Origin of the sequence: Pseudomonas sp. UM16 (assembly GCF_050312595.1) — a bacterium.
Lineage (GTDB): Bacteria > Pseudomonadota > Gammaproteobacteria > Pseudomonadales > Pseudomonadaceae > Aquipseudomonas.
Genome location: NZ_JBNPJT010000012.1, coordinates 41,056 through 59,387, shown reverse-complemented (window position 1 = coordinate 59,387; position 18,332 = coordinate 41,056). Strand labels below are relative to the sequence as shown.

21 protein-coding genes and 2 tRNA genes are annotated in these 18,332 nt (G+C 58.4%); 11 read left to right on the top strand and 12 right to left on the bottom strand.

All coding sequences use genetic code 11. The annotated features are described in order from the left end of the window. Positions 1 to 3: 3 nt before the first annotated feature. Positions 4 to 960, bottom strand: coding sequence for a sugar ABC transporter substrate-binding protein (locus ACQRAX_RS15715; RefSeq protein WP_412039506.1), 957 nt, complete (start codon positions 958 to 960; stop codon positions 4 to 6). 333 nt (positions 961 to 1,293) lie between these two features. Between ACQRAX_RS15715 and ACQRAX_RS15710 the strand changes: the two genes are divergently transcribed. From ACQRAX_RS15710 to ACQRAX_RS15700, 3 genes are all read left to right on the top strand, one after another. Continuing rightward, complete coding sequence (locus ACQRAX_RS15710; protein ID WP_412039507.1) at positions 1,294 to 2,382, top strand: asparaginase; 1,089 nt, start codon at positions 1,294 to 1,296, stop codon at positions 2,380 to 2,382. 168 nt (positions 2,383 to 2,550) lie between these two features. Continuing rightward, positions 2,551 to 2,820, top strand: a complete 270-nt coding sequence (locus ACQRAX_RS15705; RefSeq protein WP_045184252.1) for a DUF1654 domain-containing protein — start codon at positions 2,551 to 2,553, stop codon at positions 2,818 to 2,820. Positions 2,821 to 2,826: 6 nt separating this feature from the next. Then, entirely contained in the window at positions 2,827 to 3,519 is a 693-nt protein-coding gene (locus ACQRAX_RS15700; protein ID WP_412039508.1) for an endonuclease, read from the top strand. A gap of 3 nt (positions 3,520 to 3,522) precedes the next feature. Here ACQRAX_RS15700 and ACQRAX_RS15695 read toward each other — a convergent pair whose 3' ends face one another. The 5 genes from ACQRAX_RS15695 to ACQRAX_RS15675 all read right to left on the bottom strand — a co-directional run bounded on the left by ACQRAX_RS15695 (position 3,523) and on the right by ACQRAX_RS15675 (position 5,586). Further along, the gene (locus ACQRAX_RS15695; protein WP_045184318.1) at positions 3,523 to 3,948 is read right to left on the bottom strand and encodes a bifunctional (p)ppGpp synthetase/guanosine-3',5'-bis(diphosphate) 3'-pyrophosphohydrolase; all 426 of its coding nucleotides are present in this window, start codon (positions 3,946 to 3,948) and stop codon (positions 3,523 to 3,525) included. A gap of 13 nt (positions 3,949 to 3,961) precedes the next feature. Beyond that, positions 3,962 to 4,477: a GNAT family N-acetyltransferase gene (locus ACQRAX_RS15690; RefSeq protein ID WP_045184320.1), complete on the bottom strand. Its 516-nt coding sequence runs from the start codon at positions 4,475 to 4,477 to the stop codon at positions 3,962 to 3,964. A gap of 53 nt (positions 4,478 to 4,530) precedes the next feature. Beyond that, positions 4,531 to 5,100: an SPOR domain-containing protein gene (locus tag ACQRAX_RS15685; RefSeq protein WP_412039509.1), complete on the bottom strand. Its 570-nt coding sequence runs from the start codon at positions 5,098 to 5,100 to the stop codon at positions 4,531 to 4,533. 175 nt (positions 5,101 to 5,275) lie between these two features. Next, positions 5,276 to 5,352: transfer RNA gene (locus ACQRAX_RS15680), tRNA-Val, on the bottom strand. A gap of 157 nt (positions 5,353 to 5,509) precedes the next feature. Further along, positions 5,510 to 5,586: transfer RNA gene (locus ACQRAX_RS15675), tRNA-Val, on the bottom strand. Between the two features lie 190 nt (positions 5,587 to 5,776). Here ACQRAX_RS15675 and ACQRAX_RS15670 point away from each other — a divergent pair. Next, the gene (locus ACQRAX_RS15670; protein ID WP_045184326.1) at positions 5,777 to 7,060 is read left to right on the top strand and encodes an NAD(P)/FAD-dependent oxidoreductase; all 1,284 of its coding nucleotides are present in this window, start codon (positions 5,777 to 5,779) and stop codon (positions 7,058 to 7,060) included. A gap of 21 nt (positions 7,061 to 7,081) precedes the next feature. On the opposite strand, the gene ACQRAX_RS15665 is transcribed toward ACQRAX_RS15670, so the two are convergent. Further along, entirely contained in the window at positions 7,082 to 7,825 is a 744-nt protein-coding gene (locus tag ACQRAX_RS15665) for a peptidase C39 family protein (RefSeq protein ID WP_412039510.1), read from the bottom strand. A 160-nt stretch (positions 7,826 to 7,985) separates the two neighbouring features. On the opposite strand from ACQRAX_RS15665, the gene ACQRAX_RS15660 reads away from it, so the two are divergent. After that, positions 7,986 to 8,162: a hypothetical protein gene (locus ACQRAX_RS15660; protein ID WP_412039511.1), complete on the top strand. Its 177-nt coding sequence runs from the start codon at positions 7,986 to 7,988 to the stop codon at positions 8,160 to 8,162. Between the two features lie 50 nt (positions 8,163 to 8,212). Here ACQRAX_RS15660 and ACQRAX_RS15655 read toward each other — a convergent pair whose 3' ends face one another. Both ACQRAX_RS15655 and ACQRAX_RS15650 read right to left on the bottom strand, forming a co-directional pair. Beyond that, complete coding sequence (locus ACQRAX_RS15655; RefSeq protein ID WP_412039512.1) at positions 8,213 to 8,962, bottom strand: TerC family protein; 750 nt, start codon at positions 8,960 to 8,962, stop codon at positions 8,213 to 8,215. Between the two features lie 31 nt (positions 8,963 to 8,993). Continuing rightward, positions 8,994 to 9,233, bottom strand: coding sequence for a hypothetical protein (locus ACQRAX_RS15650; RefSeq protein ID WP_412039513.1), 240 nt, complete (start codon positions 9,231 to 9,233; stop codon positions 8,994 to 8,996). A 136-nt stretch (positions 9,234 to 9,369) separates the two neighbouring features. Between ACQRAX_RS15650 and nhaR the strand changes: the two genes are divergently transcribed. Continuing rightward, positions 9,370 to 10,266 (top strand): transcriptional activator NhaR, encoded by an 897-nt coding sequence (nhaR, locus tag ACQRAX_RS15645; protein WP_412039514.1) that lies wholly within the window; start codon positions 9,370 to 9,372, stop codon positions 10,264 to 10,266. Here nhaR and ACQRAX_RS15640 read toward each other — a convergent pair. Beyond that, a complete protein-coding gene (locus ACQRAX_RS15640; RefSeq protein WP_412039515.1) occupies positions 10,256 to 11,410 on the bottom strand; it encodes an MFS transporter in 1,155 nt (384 codons plus the stop codon). The two genes, nhaR and ACQRAX_RS15640, sit on opposite strands and share 11 nt — an antisense overlap. A gap of 217 nt (positions 11,411 to 11,627) precedes the next feature. On the opposite strand from ACQRAX_RS15640, the gene sstT reads away from it, so the two are divergent. Together sstT and ACQRAX_RS15630 are read left to right on the top strand one after the other, a co-directional pair. Continuing rightward, on the top strand, positions 11,628 to 12,839 hold the full coding sequence (sstT, locus tag ACQRAX_RS15635) for a serine/threonine transporter SstT (protein ID WP_412039516.1): 1,212 nt from the start codon (positions 11,628 to 11,630) through the stop codon (positions 12,837 to 12,839). A 96-nt stretch (positions 12,840 to 12,935) separates the two neighbouring features. Beyond that, positions 12,936 to 13,580, top strand: a complete 645-nt coding sequence (locus ACQRAX_RS15630) for a YceH family protein (RefSeq protein WP_412039517.1) — start codon at positions 12,936 to 12,938, stop codon at positions 13,578 to 13,580. A 662-nt stretch (positions 13,581 to 14,242) separates the two neighbouring features. Here the strand turns inward: ACQRAX_RS15630 and ACQRAX_RS15625 are convergent. Further along, positions 14,243 to 15,061, bottom strand: coding sequence for a shikimate 5-dehydrogenase (locus tag ACQRAX_RS15625; protein ID WP_412039518.1), 819 nt, complete (start codon positions 15,059 to 15,061; stop codon positions 14,243 to 14,245). A gap of 160 nt (positions 15,062 to 15,221) precedes the next feature. Between ACQRAX_RS15625 and ACQRAX_RS15620 the strand changes: the two genes are divergently transcribed. Continuing rightward, entirely contained in the window at positions 15,222 to 16,184 is a 963-nt protein-coding gene (locus ACQRAX_RS15620; RefSeq protein WP_412039519.1) for a hypothetical protein, read from the top strand. A 316-nt stretch (positions 16,185 to 16,500) separates the two neighbouring features. Then, on the top strand, positions 16,501 to 17,424 hold the full coding sequence (pbpG, locus tag ACQRAX_RS15615; protein WP_412039520.1) for a D-alanyl-D-alanine endopeptidase: 924 nt from the start codon (positions 16,501 to 16,503) through the stop codon (positions 17,422 to 17,424). A 43-nt stretch (positions 17,425 to 17,467) separates the two neighbouring features. Here pbpG and ACQRAX_RS15610 read toward each other — a convergent pair whose 3' ends face one another. Beyond that, positions 17,468 to 17,893: a hypothetical protein gene (locus ACQRAX_RS15610; protein WP_412039521.1), complete on the bottom strand. Its 426-nt coding sequence runs from the start codon at positions 17,891 to 17,893 to the stop codon at positions 17,468 to 17,470. A gap of 167 nt (positions 17,894 to 18,060) precedes the next feature. Here ACQRAX_RS15610 and ACQRAX_RS15605 point away from each other — a divergent pair, with 167 nt between their 5' ends. Continuing rightward, positions 18,061 to 18,315: a hypothetical protein gene (locus ACQRAX_RS15605; RefSeq protein WP_177327820.1), complete on the top strand. Its 255-nt coding sequence runs from the start codon at positions 18,061 to 18,063 to the stop codon at positions 18,313 to 18,315. Positions 18,316 to 18,332 lie beyond the last annotated feature (17 nt).

The window sequence follows — 18,332 nt, the reverse complement described above, 5'->3', positions numbered from 1 at the left end:
CGTCTACGGTTTGGTAACCAACTCAACCGGAGTCTGGATGACATTGTCGGCGTCGACTTCAGGCTTTTCGCCGCTGAGCATCTTCAGCGCCGCTTCGATACCGAACACCGCCTGCTTGGCGGCGTACTGGTCGGCGGTAGCGAGCACGCGGCCGTCTTTGAGCATCGGCTTGATTGCGTTGATGTTGTCGTAGCCCACCACCTGCACCTGGCCAGCCTTGCCCGCCGCCCGCACCGCCGAGACCGCGCCCAGGGCCATGCTGTCGTTACCGGCGAGCAGCGCTTTGATCTCGGGGTGAGCATTGAGCATGGAAGCGGCAACGGCGTTGCCCTTGGCAATCTCCCAGTCGCCCGATTGCACCGAGACAATCTTGATCTGTGCGGCCTCCATCGCATCTTTGAAGCCGGCAGTACGTTGCTGCGCGTTGGTGGTGGTCGAAACGCCTTCGATAATGCCGACCTGATCACCGGCCTTGAGCTTCTCCTTGGCCAGGTACTCACCCACCAGGCGTGCGCCCTTGCGGTTGTCGGGGCCTACGAACGGCACGCTGAGGTTTTTGCTCTTGAGCACTTCGGGGTCGAGGCGATTGTCGATGTTGACCACGGTAATACCGGCATCCATGGCCTTTTTCACCACCGGCACCAAGGCCTTGGAGTCGGCAGGCGCAATGACCAGGGCGTTGACCCCGGAGACGATCATCTGCTCGACGATGCGAATCTGATTGCCCGAGTCGGTCTCGTCCTTGATGCCGTTGGAGACCAGGTCAAAATCGGCGGCGTGTTCTTTTTGGTAAGCCTTCGCGCCATCTTCCATGGTCAGGAAAAATTCATTGGCGAGGGATTTCATCACCAAAGCAACCTTGGGCTTTTCGTCAGCCTGGGCCTGGGAGAGAGGCATAGCGAGGGGCAGCGAGGAAAGTACGGCGACCGCCAAGAGGCGTCCTGCGAACGGCAGTTTCATGAATTTACTCCGGATCTTGTGATTTTTATCGGGGTCGCAAACGTTTGCGTTAACTCACTATGCGAATGCCATCTAACTTTGTCAAATTCACAGCCGGAAACACTATCGACGCAACGTGTCGGAATTATCGTCAAAACCACCGGAAAACCGAACACCATTTACAAGAATATTCGGCACCCCGAACACTCTCTGGCCCAATGCGCGTTTCTAACTAAATTAATACTCATAAAAATCAATGGGTTGAAGATGAAACGCGACGAACGGCAGAGCTGGCCCGTTTTCTGCTCCCTCTTGCGTGTTCACAGCGAACTCCATTAATAAGAGAGATCAATAATGAAAGCTGCGCTTAACTCCCTCCTTCCGGGCGCTTTGGCCCTGATGCTGCTACTGCCCGCTGGCGTCAGCGCCAAAGAAGTCGAAAACCAACAGAAACTGGCCAACGTGGTAATCCTCGCCACCGGCGGCACCATCGCCGGTGCTGGCGCCAGTACTGCTAACAGTGCGACCTATCAAGCCGCCAAAGTAGGCGTGGACAAGCTGATTGCAGGCGTTCCGGAACTGGCAAGCCTTGCCAATGTGCGCGGCGAACAAGTGATGCAGATCGCCTCGGAAAGCATCAGCAACGACAACCTGCTGCAACTGGGCAAGCGCGTTGCCGAGCTTGCCGACAGCAAGGACGTCGACGGCATCGTCATCACCCACGGTACCGACACCCTGGAAGAGACCGCCTACTTCCTCAACCTGGTCGAGAAGACTGACAAGCCGATTGTTGTTGTCGGTTCGATGCGCCCAGGCACTGCGATGTCCGCTGATGGCATGCTCAACTTGTACAACGCTGTCGCTGTGGCCAGTAACAAGGATTCACGCGGCAAAGGCGTTCTGGTAACCATGAACGACGAGATCCAGTCGGGTCGTGACGTCAGTAAAACCATCAACATCAGGACCGAAGCCTTCAAGAGCCCATGGGGCCCGCTGGGTATGGTAGTGGAAGGCAAATCCTACTGGTTCCGCCTGCCAGCCAAGCGCCACACCCTGGATTCGGAATTCGATATCAAGAAGATCGACAGCCTGCCAGCGGTGGAAATCGCTTACGGTTACGGCAACGTCTCCGATACCGCCTACAAAGCGCTGGCACAAAGTGGCGCCAAGGCGATCATCCATGCCGGTACTGGCAATGGTTCGGTATCTTCGCGCGTCGTGCCCGCCCTGCTGGACCTGCGCAAGCAAGGCGTGCAGATCATTCGCTCCTCGCACGTCAACGCCGGTGGCTTCGTGCTGCGCAACGCCGAGCAGCCTGACGACAAGAACGACTTCGTCGTGGCCCACGACCTGAACCCGCAAAAAGCCCGCATTCTGGCCATGGTCGCCCTGACCAAAACCCAAGACAGCAAAGAGCTGCAGCGGATCTTCTGGGAATACTGAGTCCAGTTCCCGGCAACGCTTGCCCGCCCTGTAGGACGGGCAAGCGCACCTCCCCCCCCACCCTCAGCAAAAAAACTTTAAACAGGCCGCAGCAAACAGCGCGGTTTGCGGTCACATGCGCTCTTTCACTGACAAGCTGTTGCGAAAACGCCTACAGTAAAATACTGTATGCGCATACAGCTAAATAAGGAACGTTTCGTGGCCACCACTTCCGCCCCTGCCAGCAGTTACGAGCAACTGGGCATCCGCATCCAGAAAATCATCAATTCGCCCACCGCACAAAAGGCGCGGGCCGCACTGATCTTCCGCCTGGAGCATGAATCGCCTGACGATTGGGCGACCCTGCTTGAGGAAATCGCCGAGAACGACAACGTCACCCTCGCCTACCGCGATGACGGTGGCGTGCAGATTTTCTGGGTTGTGCCAAAGGAAGATTGACCGCGCATGAGAGTTTCGTTTTTTGCAGTCGCTTGCCTGCTATTCAGTGTTACCGCCGCCCACGCCGATGCACCCCGCACCTTCAGCGAAGCCAAGAAGATCGCCTGGCGCCTGTATGCGCCGCAGTCCACCGAGTTTTACTGTGGCTGCAAGTACAACGGCAACAAGGTCGACCTTGCGGCATGCGGCTATATTCCGCGCAAAAACGCCAACCGCGCTTCGCGCATCGAATGGGAGCACATCGTTCCGGCCTGGCAGATCGGCCATCAGCGCCAGTGCTGGCAGAATGGTGGGCGCAAGAACTGTACGCGCAATGACAAGACCTTTCAGCGTGCCGAAGCCGACTTGCACAATCTGGTGCCTAGCATTGGTGAGGTCAACGGTGATCGCAGCAACTTCAGTTTTGGCTGGCTGCCCGAGCAACGCGGGCAGTATGGGTCATGCCTGACCCAGGTGGACTTTAAGGCCAAGAAGGTCATGCCGCGGCCGTCGATCCGCGGGATGATTGCGCGTACCTATTTCTATATGAGCAAGCAGTACAGCCTCAAGCTGTCGAAACAGGACCGCAAGCTCTATGAGGCCTGGAACAAGACCTACCCGCCGCAGCCCTGGGAGCGCCAGCGCAATCAGCGCGTGGCCTGCGTGATGGGCCACGGCAATGAGTTTGTCGGCCCGGTCAACCTTAGCGCCTGCAGCTGAGGCTCAGGCCAGCGCCTGCAGGTAGGCGCTGGCCTGCTGGTAGCGGGCCAGGCGTGCCATGTCTTCCGGGCCAGGCATGGCGATGCGCGAGAGGTCACTGTTGTCGGCAAGGTCGGCAAGCTTGACCACCCGCGCCAAGGGATCGCCACCCAAACGGATGACGAATGCCTCATAGCTCTCTTCGTCCCGACGGCTCAGCGCCTGCACCGCCGCCAGGATCTTCAGGGCAAAGCCCTCACGGGCCAGGTCCGACAAGGTCATGGCCGAATCTTCAAGCACATCGTGCAATACGGCGACGATGCGCTGTTCGGCAGTCGAGACCCGCAGCATCACCCGCAACGGATGCAGGATATAAGCGGCGCCGCCCTTGTCCTGCTGCCCCTCGTGTGCCCTGGCCGCCACTGCAATGGCCCGCTCCAGTGTAGACATAAGGCCCTCCTGCTCAACGTTCACGTCGTTTCAGACGTGCCATGCTGTAAACGTCGGTCAACCTGCCGTCCCGCAAAGCATAGTCAAGCAATTGTCCTTCGACATCAAAGCCATGGCGCTTGTACAAGGCCAGCGCCGGTTGATTGTCGGTGTAGACCGTAAGCTCAACCCGCTGCAGGCCCATCCAGTTGTCCGCCACCTCAAGCGCCGCCGCCAGCAAGCGACTGCCCACGCCCTGCCCTTGCCAGGCGGGCGCCACGGCCATGCCGATACTGCCACTGTGCGCGCGACGCACGCGGGTGCTCTGATCCAGCGAGCAGTTGCCGATCACTTCACCTTGATGCACGGCGACCAGGGGCAAGATGTGCTCATTGTGCTGGCTCAGGCGCTGGCGCCAGAGATCGCCTGACAGAAAGGGCAGTTGCGTGGTTTGGCGGGTGACTTGCGGGTGGCTGTACAGCGCGACCAAGCCATCGATGTGTTGAGCGGTGGCGCGCTGCAGGGTTATGGCGGGGGATGCATCCTTCATCACGGCTCTCCTTGCGTTGAGCCGTGAGTGTACGGGGCCGGGGAAGGCCCTGGCTAGCGGGTGACGCCGTGCTGGATGACTACCGAGTCGGTGCCCAGGCGCGCCATGACATCCTCTTGGCGGGTTTGCGCTTGGGCCTTGGTAGGGAACGGGCCGAGCAGAACAACCGGTTTGCCGTCACGGTATTCAACGGACGAGGGGATCTGCTTTTCGATCAGGCGCGCGGTCATGTCACTGAGGGCGCCCATGTTCGGGCCCTGGACGATTTCGACATCCCAGCCTTCAGGCGCCGGCTGCTCAGCCAGGGCGTCGGCACGGCGCTGCAGATCGGCACCACCACAGATGTCGCGGATACGCAGGTTGCTGCCCTTGTCGGCGAGGATGATTTCGTAGCCGTCGGCCTGCTTGATGGCGACATAGCTGCGGTAAGGCAGGAAGGCACCGGCGTCGTCTTTGCTGCGCACCTGGCCGCAGATGGCGCCCTGCTTGTCGATCCGCACGTTGCCGAACTTGGCTGTCTTGGGGTTGGGCAACTGCTCGGCAATTTGCTTGTGCACGCCTTCGACTGCATTTTCGCAGCCGGCCAGAGCCAATACCGCCATTACCATCGCCACTTTGCGCACGCGTCTACCTCCTGAATTCAAGCGGCGGATTTTAGCATTTGTGGGCTACCCCAGGGGGTACAATCGGTGGCCTTACCGGCGATTGGGCTGCAACGCAGCCCCGATATTGCAGTAATCCGAGCGCAGCAGAATGCAAAAAGGGCGATCCTTTCGGATCGCCCTTTCTGTCGAGATTTGGTAGGCACAATTGGACTCGAACCAACGACCCCCACCATGTCAAGGTGGTGCTCTAACCAACTGAGCTATGTGCCTGCTGTGGGGCGCATAATACGCAGGTCTGTACCTGTCGTAAAGCGAAATTTTATAAAAAAATCAGCAGCTTTGAACTTTTACACAAAACGCCGCAAAACAAAAAAGGCGACCCTCTCGGATCGCCTTTTCAGTACCGCCAGCAGGGGCGGATTTGATTTGGTAGGCACAATTGGACTCGAACCAACGACCCCCACCATGTCAAGGTGGTGCTCTAACCAACTGAGCTATGTGCCTGCTGTGTGGCGGCATTCTACGCATTCGTCAGACAGTGTCAACTGTTTTTTTCAAGCTAACTCACTGAATATCAAACGTATTTGCCAAAACCGGGGGGGGTAAAGGATTTTTAACACACGACTAGCGGGTGTTTATTATTATTGATAGCATCGGTACAGTCGTAAAAAATATAAAACAGAGGTTTCGCAGCATGTCCAATACCCCCTACCCTCAGTCCTACTACGCCGCATCGGCCAATCCGGTACCGCCGCGCCCGGCGCTGCAGGAAGAGGTACAGACCGACGTCTGCGTGATCGGCGCAGGCTACACCGGTTTGTCCAGCGCCCTGTTCCTGCTGGAAGCGGGCTTTAGTGTGACCGTGCTGGAAGCCGCCAAAGTCGGTTTCGGCGCTTCGGGCCGCAACGGTGGCCAGATCGTCAACAGTTATAGCCGCGACATCGATGTCATCGAACGCACCGTCGGCCCTAAACAAGCACAGCTGCTCGGCCACATGGCTTTCGAGGGCGGGCGCATCATCCGTGAGCGCGTGGCCAAGTACAACATCCAGTGCGACCTGAAAGACGGTGGCGTATTCGCTGCCCTGACCCCCAAGCAGATGGGCCACCTGGAATCGCAAAAACGCCTGTGGGAGCGCTTCGGCCATACCCAACTGGAACTGATGGACCAGAAGCGCATTCGTGAAGTCGTCGATTGCGATCAGTACCTGGGCGGCATGCTCGACATGAGCGGCGGCCATATCCATCCGTTGAACCTGGCCCTGGGCGAAGCCGCCGCGGTCGAGTCGCTGGGCGGCAAGATCTACGAACAATCTCCAGCGGTACGCATCGAGCGTGGCGCCAACCCGGTTGTGCACACTCCGCAAGGTAAAGTGCGCGCCAAGTTCATCATCGTGGCCGGTAACGCCTACCTGGGCAATCTGGTGCCGGAACTGGCCGCCAAGTCCATGCCGTGCGGTACTCAGGTGATCACCACTGAGCCACTGGGCGACGATCTGGCCCGCCAGCTGCTGCCGCAAGACTACTGCGTCGAAGACTGCAACTACCTGCTCGACTACTACCGCCTGACCGGCGACAAGCGCCTGATCTTCGGTGGTGGCGTGGTGTACGGCGCGCGTGATCCTGCGAACATCGAAGCCATTATCCGGCCGAAAATGCTCAAGGCCTTCCCCCAGCTCAAAGACGTGAAGATCGACTACGCCTGGACTGGTAACTTCCTGCTGACCCTGTCGCGCCTACCTCAGGTCGGCCGTCTGGGCGACAACATCTACTACTCGCAGGGTTGCAGTGGCCACGGCGTCACCTACACCCACCTGGCGGGCAAGGTGCTGGCCGAGGCCCTGCGTGGTCAGGCTGAGCGTTTCGACGCCTTCGCCGAGCTGCCGCACTACCCGTTCCCCGGCGGCCAACTGCTGCGCGTACCGTTCAGCGCCCTGGGTGCCTGGTACTACAGCCTGCGCGACCGCCTGGGCTTCTAAGCCCGACGCCCGCCCGCGCCGTCACTGCCCCAAGGTGCTGACGGCCTGGCGGGCTGCTTGTTCCTGGCCCGTCTGGGCCAGGTCATTGGCCGCCTTCAGCCAACGCTGACGGTCAACTTGGGCCGGCAATTGGCCCGGCGGCTGCACCAACACTGCCCAACTCCCCTGCTCATTCCATGCCGATGTGAAGTCATCGAAGTCCATCAACATGCGCCGGTGCATACCGGCACGCAGCAGTACCCGCTGCTTGTAGCTGTCGTAACCGACCAGCACGGCATAGCGCGGTTCAGAGAAGAACGTCGAGCCTTCGGCATAGCGCAACAGCACTGGATTGCCGGCGGCCACCTGGGCCAGCAAGGCGTTCAGTTTCGGCTCCATTGGATAAACCACCATGCCGTACTGACGGGCGACGTTTTGCATCGAATCCTGCAGTTTGTCCACGCCCTGCGGCAGGCCCAGGGGTTGCTCAAGCAAACCTGGGGTAATGCGCACGCCCTGTTGCGAAAGGATCGCTGCCAAGGCCATCGGCGCGCTCTGGTTGGCGTTACCGCGGTAGAACGGCACCGAGCCGATTTCGACCCGCTGCGGCAAACCCTTGATCGGCGCTGCAGGCTGGCTGGCACAACCGGCCAGGGCTAATGCCACCGCGCAGGCGGCCAGCAGGCGCCGCGGGGCGATTGAAGAACATCGGGTAGACAGTGGCAGCATGAACGCTCGCTTGTGCTGATGCCTGGCAGACAGCGCCCGGCCCTGGAGTGCGATCATAGGCTGGCTAGCGGCGTGGGTATAGTGTGCTGGCGGCTTAGAACAAAGCGGCCCAAGGGGCTAGACCATCGGTCAATAGCCTGCAACATGGCTTCGGCTAGACTCTAGGGGTGTCCGCATGGCGAGCATTATTGGCTGGCCAGGACCTGAGGAGGCAGACATGAGCCTGACAATGGCGATCATCATGCTGGTAGGCGCCTGGTTGAGCGTCGCCGCCGCCATGCTTTGGGGGGTGCTGCGGATTGCCCGCCGTCACCACCCGCATCACACGTTGCCGAAGAAAACCAATGAAGCGGTACCTACCCGGCGTAGCCGCCGGCATGCCAATGCGCATTGATCGCTAACAACGAGTGGGAGCGGATTCATCCGCTCTCCCACAATCGGTTATCAGCCTTCAGCCGCTTCGCGCTTCAAGCGCGCCCGGCGCGACATGATGTTCAGCGCTTCGATCGCCGTAGAGAATGCCATCGCTGCATACACATAACCTTTCGGTACGTGAGCGCCAAAGCCTTCAGCGATCAGGGTCATGCCAATCATGATCAAGAAGCCCAGGGCCAGCATCACCACGGTCGGGTTGTCGTTGATGAACTTGGCCAGCGGGTCGGCGGCCACCAGCATCACGACCACGGCGCTAACCACGGCAATGATCATGATCGGCAAGTGTTCAGTCATGCCCACAGCGGTGATGATGCTGTCGATCGAGAAGACGATGTCCAACACCAGGATCTGACCGATAGCGGCAGCAAAGCCAAGGGTGATGGTCGAGGACGCCTTGCTTTCCTCCTTGGCCCGCGGGTCGACACTCTCGTGGATTTCAGTAGTCGCCTTCCACAACAGGAACAGACCACCGGCAATCAGGATCATGTCCTTCCAGGAGAAGGTATGACCGAACACATCGATGACCGGCTCGGTCAGCTGCACGATCCAGGCAATGGTGCTGAGCAGGCCCAAGCGCATCACCAGCGCCATGCTGATACCGATACGACGCGCCTTGGAGCGAAATTCCTCGGGCAGCTTGTTGGTCAGGATAGAGATGAAGATCAGGTTATCGATGCCGAGCACGATCTCCATGGCCACCAGGGTGGCCAGGGCTACCCAGGCGGTCGGGCTTGCAGCGAGTTCCAACAAGTATTCCATGAATCAATCCTGCATCGAGGTAAGGGGTGGGTCAGATTTCTTTAGCGCTGTCGTCGCTTTCAGGTTTGCCAGCGTTGTCACCCTCGGAGCCGGTGGCTTCGCTGAGGGCTTGCTGGGCAGCTTCGTTGGTTTGGTCAATCGCTTGCTTGGCCGATTGCGCTGCTTGGTTGAGCATCTGCTGGGCGGACTTTTCCGCCTGCTCGCAGCCGCTCATGGTCAGCAGCGCCAACAGCAGCACCAGGGGTGTACCGATGGATTTGAGGTAAAGCATAGGTAGATCTCCATGTCATTGATCAGTGTCTGGTAAGAGGCACCGTGATGGCAGGGGATTCTAAATATCTTGATACATCAGGAAAATTCGTATTTTTACCGCTTATACTTCGGTTTTTTCGAATCGGGAAATACCCATGCTCAATTACCGGCAAGTGCATTACTTCTGGGTAGTGGCCCGTACCGGCAGTATCGTACGCGCCGGCGAGCAGTTGAACCTGACCCCGCAAACCATCAGCGGACAGATCAGCCTGCTCGAACAGACCTACGGCATCGAGCTGTTTCGCCGGGTCGGGCGGCAGCTGGAACTGACCGAAAGTGGCCGTCAGGCGCTGACCTATGCCGAACAGATGTTCCAGATTGGCGGCGAACTTGAGGCGATGCTGCGCACCCGTCCGGATGAACAGCAGATTCTGTTTCGCGTTGGGGTGGCTGACGTGGTGCCAAAATCCATCGTCTATCGCCTATTGGCCCCCACCATGGACATGGAAGACGCGCTGCGCCTGAGCTGCCGTGAAGACAAGCTTGAGCGCTTGCTCGCCGATCTTGCCATTCAGCGTCTGGACCTGGTGATCTCCGACAGCCCGATGCCCAGCCATCTGGACATCAAGGGCTACAGCCAGCGCTTGGGTGAATGCGGCATCAGCTTCTTCGCTACCCCTGCCCTGGCCGCGAGTTTGGGCAAAGACTTCCCAGCTTGTCTGCAACACGCACCGTTGCTGATTCCCGGCCAGGAAACCGTGGTCCGTAGCCGCCTGCTGCGCTGGTTTGCCGAGCAGCAAATCCAGCCGCGGATTGTCGGCGAGTTCGACGACAGCGCGCTGATGCAGGCCTTCGGCCAATCCGGCAGCGGCATCTTCATCGGCCCCAGCGTGATTGCCGATGAGGTGTGCCGACAATACGGCGTTGAGCTGATCGGTCAGACCGACGCGGTGATCGAGTCGTTCTATGCCATTTCGGTAGAGCGCAAGGTCAAACACCCAGGCATTCTCGCCATCACTGAAGGCGCCCGACGTCAGTTGTTCAACTGGTAGCGCGGGCATCCCCCACACGCATAAGCCCCAGGGCCAGCAGTACCGAGGCGCCAATCAACACAGAGGCGACATAACCGAGGCTGGCCAGCCCCAGGTTGTCGATCACTCGACCACCAATCATCGCCCCCAGACCAATCCCCAGATTGCCCCCGGCGATGTTCAGCGACGCGGCGAACGCCGGCGCCTGCGGTGCGGCCTTGATCAAGCGTACGTGGCTGACCAGAAACAGCGCCGCCTGGGTCGCCCCCCAGATCGCCAGCGCCGCCATCAGGCCATAGGTGGAATGAATGCTCGGCACCAAGGCAACCAGGCCCACCAGCATCAGCGCACAAAAGCCGCCTGAGGCCAACAACGGGTGACGGTCCACGGCGCGACCACCAAGGCTGTTGCCGATCAGCCCCACTGCGCCGAAGCCCATCAAGTACCAGCCGACCCGCGCACCATCGAAGCCGGCCAAGCGCTCAAGGATATCGGCCAGGTAGGTGTAAACGGTGAATATGCCGCTGAACACCAGCACCGAGAGCAGCACATGGCCTTGCAGCAGGCGACTGCGCAAGATGCCGAACTGCCCACGCAAGGAGGTGGCCTGGTTGTGCCGGGGTGTGCGTGGCAAATAAAGATGCAGCAACAACGCCTTGGCCAGCGCCAGCACGGCCAGCAAGGCAAAAGCTGCCCGCCAGCCCAGGGCATCGCCGACCAGGGTGCCGACCGGAATACCAAACACCGTGGCGCAAACCACGCCAAAACTGATTTTCGAAATTGCCCGTCCAGCATAGGCCGGCCCGACAATGTCCACCGCCGTTTCGCTGGCCAGCGCCCAAAATACTGGCAAACCCAAGGCCGGCAGCAACCGTGCCAAGCCCATGACATAAATGTTCGGAGCCAACGCCGCCAGCGCATTGCAGGCGGCAAACAGCACCAAAATGCCAACGAACAAACGCTTGCGATCAAAACGCGCGCACCAGGCAGTGAGGAACGGACCAAAGCAAGCCACGGTGAAGGCAAACAACGTCACCAGCAGCCCAGCCTGGGGCACGCTAACCGCCAGGTCGCGAGCGATTCCCGGCAGCAGCCCAACAATCACGAACTCGGTGGTCAACACGGTGAAACCAGCCGCAGCCAGCAACAGAATCGGCAGTAACATCTACACTCCAGAGTTCTAAACATCCACGGCGCTGGGCCGTTTCCAAGGGGCGCGCATACTACACGCCTGCCTTACGGTCTGACACAGGGCAATCACCGATGGTGCCCCGCTGTGCTAAAGTCGCGCCCCTTTCGTGGCCTAGATCGCCCGACGCCTTAATAATTCCCGGCGTCGCGACGGGCCGGCTGCCCTTTTACAAGACAGAGAAACACCCGACATGACACCTGTTCTAAAGTTGTTGAACCGTACCAGTCTGGTGGTACAGATCATGATCGGCCTCGTCGCCGGTATCGCCCTGGCCCTGATCGCCCCCGAGGCTGCCCTGAGCCTGGGCTTCGTCGGCAAGGTGTTCGTCTCCGCGCTCAAGGCCGTGGCACCGATCCTGGTGTTCATTCTGGTCATGGCGTCGATCGCCAACCATAAACACGGCACCGAAACCCACATCCGGCCGATCCTGGTGCTGTACTTGTTCGGCACCTTCTCTGCCGCCGTGGTTGCAGTGATGGCCAGCATGCTATTCCCCTCCTCGCTGGCGCTGAGCACCTCGGACGTTGCCCTGAGCGCACCAGGCGGCATCGCCGAAGTGCTGCAAAGCCTGCTGCTGAGCGTGGTCGATAATCCGATCAGCGCCCTGATGAACGCTAACTTCATCGGCATCCTGGCCTGGGCGATCGGCTTGGGCGTGGCTATTCGTCACGCCGGGCAAACCACCCGTACTGTGGTTGAAGACCTGTCCAACGGCGTCACCCTGATCGTGCGCGTGGTGATCCGCTTTGCCCCGCTGGGTATTTTCGGCCTGGTGGCTTCGACCCTGGCGCAGTCCGGCCTGGATGCTCTGCTCGGCTACCTGCATCTGCTGGCCGTACTGATCGGCTGCATGTTGTTCGTGGCGCTGGTGGTCAATCCATTGATCGTGTATTGGAAAATCCGTCGCAACCCTTACCCGCTGGTACTGCTGTGCCTGCGTGAAAGCGGTATCACCGCGTTCTTCACCCGTAGTTCGGCAGCCAACATTCCAGTCAACCTGGCCCTCAGCGAGCGCCTGGGCCTGCACGAAGACACCTACTCGGTTTCGATCCCGCTGGGGGCGACCATCAACATGGCCGGTGCAGCCACCACCATCACCGTGCTGACTCTGGCCGCCGTCCATACCTTGGGCATTGCCGTCGATATTCCTACTGCCATTCTCCTGAGCGTCGTCGCTGCGGTCTGCGCCTGTGGTGCCTCAGGTGTGGCCGGTGGTTCGCTGCTGCTGATCCCGTTGGCGTGCAGCCTGTTCGGCATTCCCAGCGAGATCGCCATGCAAGTGGTCGCCGTTGGCTTCATCATTGGCGTGCTGCAGGATTCGGCGGAAACCGCGCTGAACTCCTCCACCGACGTGCTGTTTACTGCCGCGGCCTGCATGGCCGAGGACCGCCAGGGCGCCTGAACCTGAGCAGCAGCCGGTGCGCCCTGCACCGGCTGCTTGTGTTTTACCCTGTCGCGCACCTAGGCTAGAGGCCTTCCTTCGCATAGAGACAGGGCCATGTCCGACGAAACCGAATCCCCCGCACAAGCACGCTTCAACAGTAGTGAAGTCCGCGTGCTGGGCGCGCTGATTGAAAAGCAAGCCACCAGCCCGGAAACCTACCCACTGACCTTGAACGCTCTGGTTCTGGCCTGCAACCAGAAGACCAGCCGCGAACCTGTGACCAACCTCAGTCAGGGCCAGGTTGGCCAGGCCTTGCGCGCCCTTGAAGGCCAGGGCCTGACCCGCCTGCAGATGGGCAGCCGCGCCGACCGCTGGGAGCAGCGTGTGGACAAGGCCCTGGAGCTGGTGCCCGCCCAAGTCACCCTGCTCGGCCTGATGTTCCTGCGCGGGCCGCAGACGGTCAATGAACTGCTGACCCGCAGCAACCGCATGCATGAGTTCGAGGACGCCGAGCAAGTAGTGCATCAGCTTGAACGCCTGATCGCCCGTGGCTTTGCCCTGCACCTGCCACGTCAGGCCGGGCAGCGTGAAGACCGCTATACCCATGCGCTGGGTGATCCGGCCGAGATCGACGCAATTCTTGCTGCGCGTCAGCAAGGGCCGGAGCGCAGCAGCGCCGGTACCGTGCCTCTGGAGCGAATCGAAGCGCTGGAAGCACGGATTGCAGCACTGGAAGAGCGCTTGGCGGCACTGGAGTAAAGCGTGGGCTGTCCACTGCCGCCATTCACTTAAGTATGGCGGCGGTGGAGAAACAACTTAGCACGCCAATCATTGAGCGCACTTAAAACAATTGCAGTGCCGCAACTTTGTTACAGCACTGCAATGTAGCAAAAAATTACAGTTCGTAACTCGCTATTCTGTCGCTTGCCGCTTAATATTTAGTCGAGCGCGAGGTCGATCTTAATTATGCAGGACGCGTAAAGATACGGGGCAATTGACCTCGCACTCTCCTAAGCTGAATCTTGTTCCCCAAGAACATTTACCGCGAGCATGTTAACGCATGCTCGCGGTTTTTTTCTTTCTGCTCCAGTCCAGCCTTTTCAACGTGCAACTCGCCCCCGCCCCATGACACTGGATTGAGCAGTGCCAATAATATTACTCACCGGAAACAAAGCTACGAACTTGCAACAATACAAATCAGTATTATTTCTCACTTGTTACGTAGCAAAGACTTACAGTTAGCCAGTCGATATTTAACTCTCCGACACTTAATATTCAGCCCAGCGCGAAGTGCAATTTCAGTGTCGGCAATGTTTTAGAAATGGCCCCTCGCGCTGAACTCCTCTAGTAAATTTTTACCGCGAGTCCTTGAGCGAGGATTCGCGGTTTTTTTTGCACCCCGATTGACGCGAAGTCAGCACCTACGTCCGGGCATACGTCACTGCCAAGGCCACTTGCTCGGCGGTCGGTCGCACACCGGTGTACAACACAAACTGCTCCAACGCCTGCAAGGCAATTACTTCCAGGCCGGTAATCACTGCTTTGCCCTGCTGCTCAGCCTCAATGATCAATGGCGTGCGTGCCGGCATCGCCACCACATCAAATACCCGCTGCGCCGCTGCGATTGCTTCCTGGCTGAACGCCAATTGCTCAGCGTCTACCCCGCCAGCCATGCCGATTGGGGTGACGTTGATCAGCATCGGCGGACACAAGTCGCCAAGGTCTGCCTGCCAACGATAACCATAACTGTCTGCCAACTGACGGCCGGCCTGCTCATTACGGGCAACGATGATGCCTTGGCAAAAGCCGGCGTCACGCAATGCACTGGCCACGGCTTTGGCCATACCGCCGCTACCGCGCAAGGCAAAGGCAGTGTCAGGATCCACCTGGTGCTGTTCGAGCAGTTGGCGCACCGCCAGATAATCGGTGTTGTAAGCCTTGAGGCGACCAGCGTCGTTGACGATGGTATTGATCGACTCGATCGCCGCTGCCGACGGGTCAATCTCGTCGACCAACGCCATGCACGCCTCTTTGTACGGCATCGACACGCCGCAACCGCGGATGCCCAGTGCACGTATTGCGCCCACCGCTGCGGGCAGGTCCTGGGTGGTCATGGCCTTGTAGTAAAAGTCCAAGCCCAGCTGTTGGTACAGATGGTTGTGAAAACGCACGCCAAAGGTGCCAGGACGACCGGCCAGGGAAATGCACAGAACGGTGTCTTTACTGGGAGTGTGGGCCATTGGGGCGCTCCTTTGAAATCGAATCGGCAGAACTAATGATTAGCTTGCTTGGTAAATTTCGGTTTGCTCACCTAACTCACATAGAGGAGAATTGCGCAAAGGCATTTAGCCACCTTTCACGTGCGTAAGATCCAAGTACAGCTCAGATGGAGTGAGTAGAGTGAGATATTTTTTCCTTGGGTGGATCGCTGATTATGAGCAGACGATGATTAAAAATCTATCGTTGCGCCATAGTGCAAAGACCATTAGCACCCCCAAAAAAACAAAACGACTCAATCGCTACATCACCAAGATAAACACATTATTCAATGCCAATCTGATCAGCAATAGTTGGTTGGCAAAAAAGCTATGGCGACCACACAAGATCACCGCCAACGATATCCTTATCTGCAATGACTGGCAGTTCAAGCGGAGTTTCCAGCCGACGCTGATCAAACATTTCAACGGCAAAAAAGTATTATTGGTCAGGAATATTGTCGATGCCAACTTCATGCACAGCATCGAAGGGATTTTTGACAAGGTCTACAGCTTTGATGCAGCGCAATGCCAAGCGTTTGGCATGGACTACATGAATCAATTTTTCCCCTATGGCGTTGACGATGCAAAGCGCTTGCATGAGCAACTTGCAGCGCCTAGCAGCGCATCGAAATGCTTCTTTTTAGGCCGCGATAAAGGCCGGACTGACGCTATTGAATCCATCGCCGAAAAGCTGGGTCATGTTGATTGCATCGCTGATTTCCACATCGTCACCGACGATAAGACGCAGCGGCACTCGCAGTACCATGTCGATGAAGGCCTTTCGTATGACGAAAACATCAGAAAGTCGATTAACGCAACTGTCTTGGCTGACATCAATCAAGCCGGACAAAGCGGTATAACTTTGCGGGTACTGGAGTCGATGTTTTTCAACAAAAAACTCATCACGTCCAACCCTACGATTGCGGCGCATGATTTTTTCCGTCCCGAAAACATTTTCATCATCGACCACCACCACCCTGACAATCTCGAAGCATTCATCAACTCCAAAGCCACCGCTCTGCCCAACGAGGTTCTGCATCAGTACAGCCCTGACTACATGCTGGAAACAATCACCCGCGACACAACCTGCACAGCACGTACATAACCCCGAACAACTGGCTGACCAGCGCTTATAACCGCACGATCCGGGTTTGCGCTGGCACGCCTATTTCCTGTCGGTACACCTATGCCACGATGAGCCTGATGCCTGGGATGAATTCAGCCGATGACTGGTACGAAATGGAGACGCTCGAAACGCAGCTAGTTGGTACAGAATGGGTACAAGATTAAATTTCGTTCATCTTTGACCCAATGTTTACAGGCGAATCGACAGACTCTAGGCCATACTCCAGAATGCGAGCGTTTTTTGGGGGAAAACCCTTGCACAGCCAACGACATACCCACTTTTAGTGAGCCTCGACGTGAAAACTTCCCTGTCCATTCTCAGCCTGCTCCTGTTGCTCACAGGTACTTCGACTGCTACTCCAGTCACTGCTGCGCAACCCCCTCTTCAGGAACAACGTGACCCCAGCAAATTGCGCCTGGCTTCTGGCGCGGCCTTGCTGATTGACCTGCAAACCAACAAGGTGCTTTACGCCAACAATGCCGACCGTGTGGTGCCAATCGCTTCGGTCACCAAGCTGATGACCGGCATGGTGGTACTCGACGCCAAGCAGAACATGGATGAGATGCTCACGGTCACCATCGCGCAGAACAAGGAAATGAAAGGGGTGTATTCGCGGGTGAAGCTGGGTAGCCAGTTGAACCGCAAGGAGATGTTGCAGATCACCCTGATGTCGTCGGAAAACCGTGCTGCCTCGACCCTGGCGCATAACTATCCAGGTGGCTACAACGCCTTTATCAAGGCGATGAACGCCAAGGCCAAGGCACTTGGTATGGCCCATACCCGATACGTCGAACCCACCGGTTTGTCGACTTACAACGTATCCACCGCGCGCGATCTAGGCAAGTTGCTGCTGGCGGCGCGCAACTACCCGATGCTGAGCCAGTTGAGCACCACCCGCGAGAAGACCGTAGCGTTTCGCAAGCCCAACTACACCCTGGGTTTTCGTAACACCGACCACTTGGTCAACAAGAGCAATTGGGATATCAACCTGACCAAAACCGGCTTTACCAACGATGCCGGACACTGTCTGGTGTTGCTGACAAAGATGGACAACCGTCCGGTCGCCATGGTGATTCTCGATGCCTTCGGCAAGTACACCCACTTTGCCGATGCCAGCCGCATGCGGCAGTGGCTGGAAACCGGCAGCACCAAACCGGCACCGGCAGTGGCCATGCGCTACAAATCCGACCGCAGCCAAAACCGTCCAACCGTTGACTGAGCACGGCGGGCCTGAGCGCATTGTGCGCCAGGCCCTCGGTTGGTCAGGCGCTGGTGCTGACCATACTGCCCGCGCTGCTACCGCCGCTGTCGAGCAGGGCCTTGAGCAGTTGCGCGGTGGCTGACTGAATTGCGCCCATAGTCGAACTCACCGCCGATTGCGCGGCAGCGACTGCCGACGCCTTGGCGGTTTCTTCCATAGTGCTGGCCATGACTGCCTGCAACTGCTTCTGTTGTTCGGCCAATTGCTTTTGCAGCCGCTCGATCATCTGGCGCAATTGTTTGATGTGGGCCGGTTCGCTGCTTTCGCTGCTTTCACTCGACGCGGCCTTATTGCTCTGGGCAACGCCGGCAAGATCGACCTTCAGCGGCCCCTCTTGTGCCTCCGCCGCCGGGTCCTGTGCGCCAACATTGACGCTCGCGCCGCTCAAGGCGCTGCTGTTAATCGAAACAGCACTGATACCAACCATGCGCTTATCATCCTGATGGTCTATGGGTTGACCTTTTCATCGGCCTGGCACCAGCGAACTTTAGGCAATTCGATGTGGCGAAGCTGCCGTTCCCTTGCGAAACAAACACCTCAATTGATGGTCTGAGCCTGTACCCTCCCTACCGCTGTGCGGATCAAGGAACCACAGTGCTGAAACATCTGACCCGATTCGCCGTGATCGCCACGGTACTGGCCACCTCCGGCTGTTACTACCACGATTACGACCGCGACGATCATCGCTGGGACCGCGACCATCGTTACTCGCGCGACTGGGATGACGACCGCGATGACCGTGACAACCACAAATACAACAAACGCTATCGCGACGACGACCGCTATCGTTACTACGACAACGACCGCCGTCGCGACCGGGATGATGACGATGACGATGACGACGATTGATCGCCATCCCCACATCA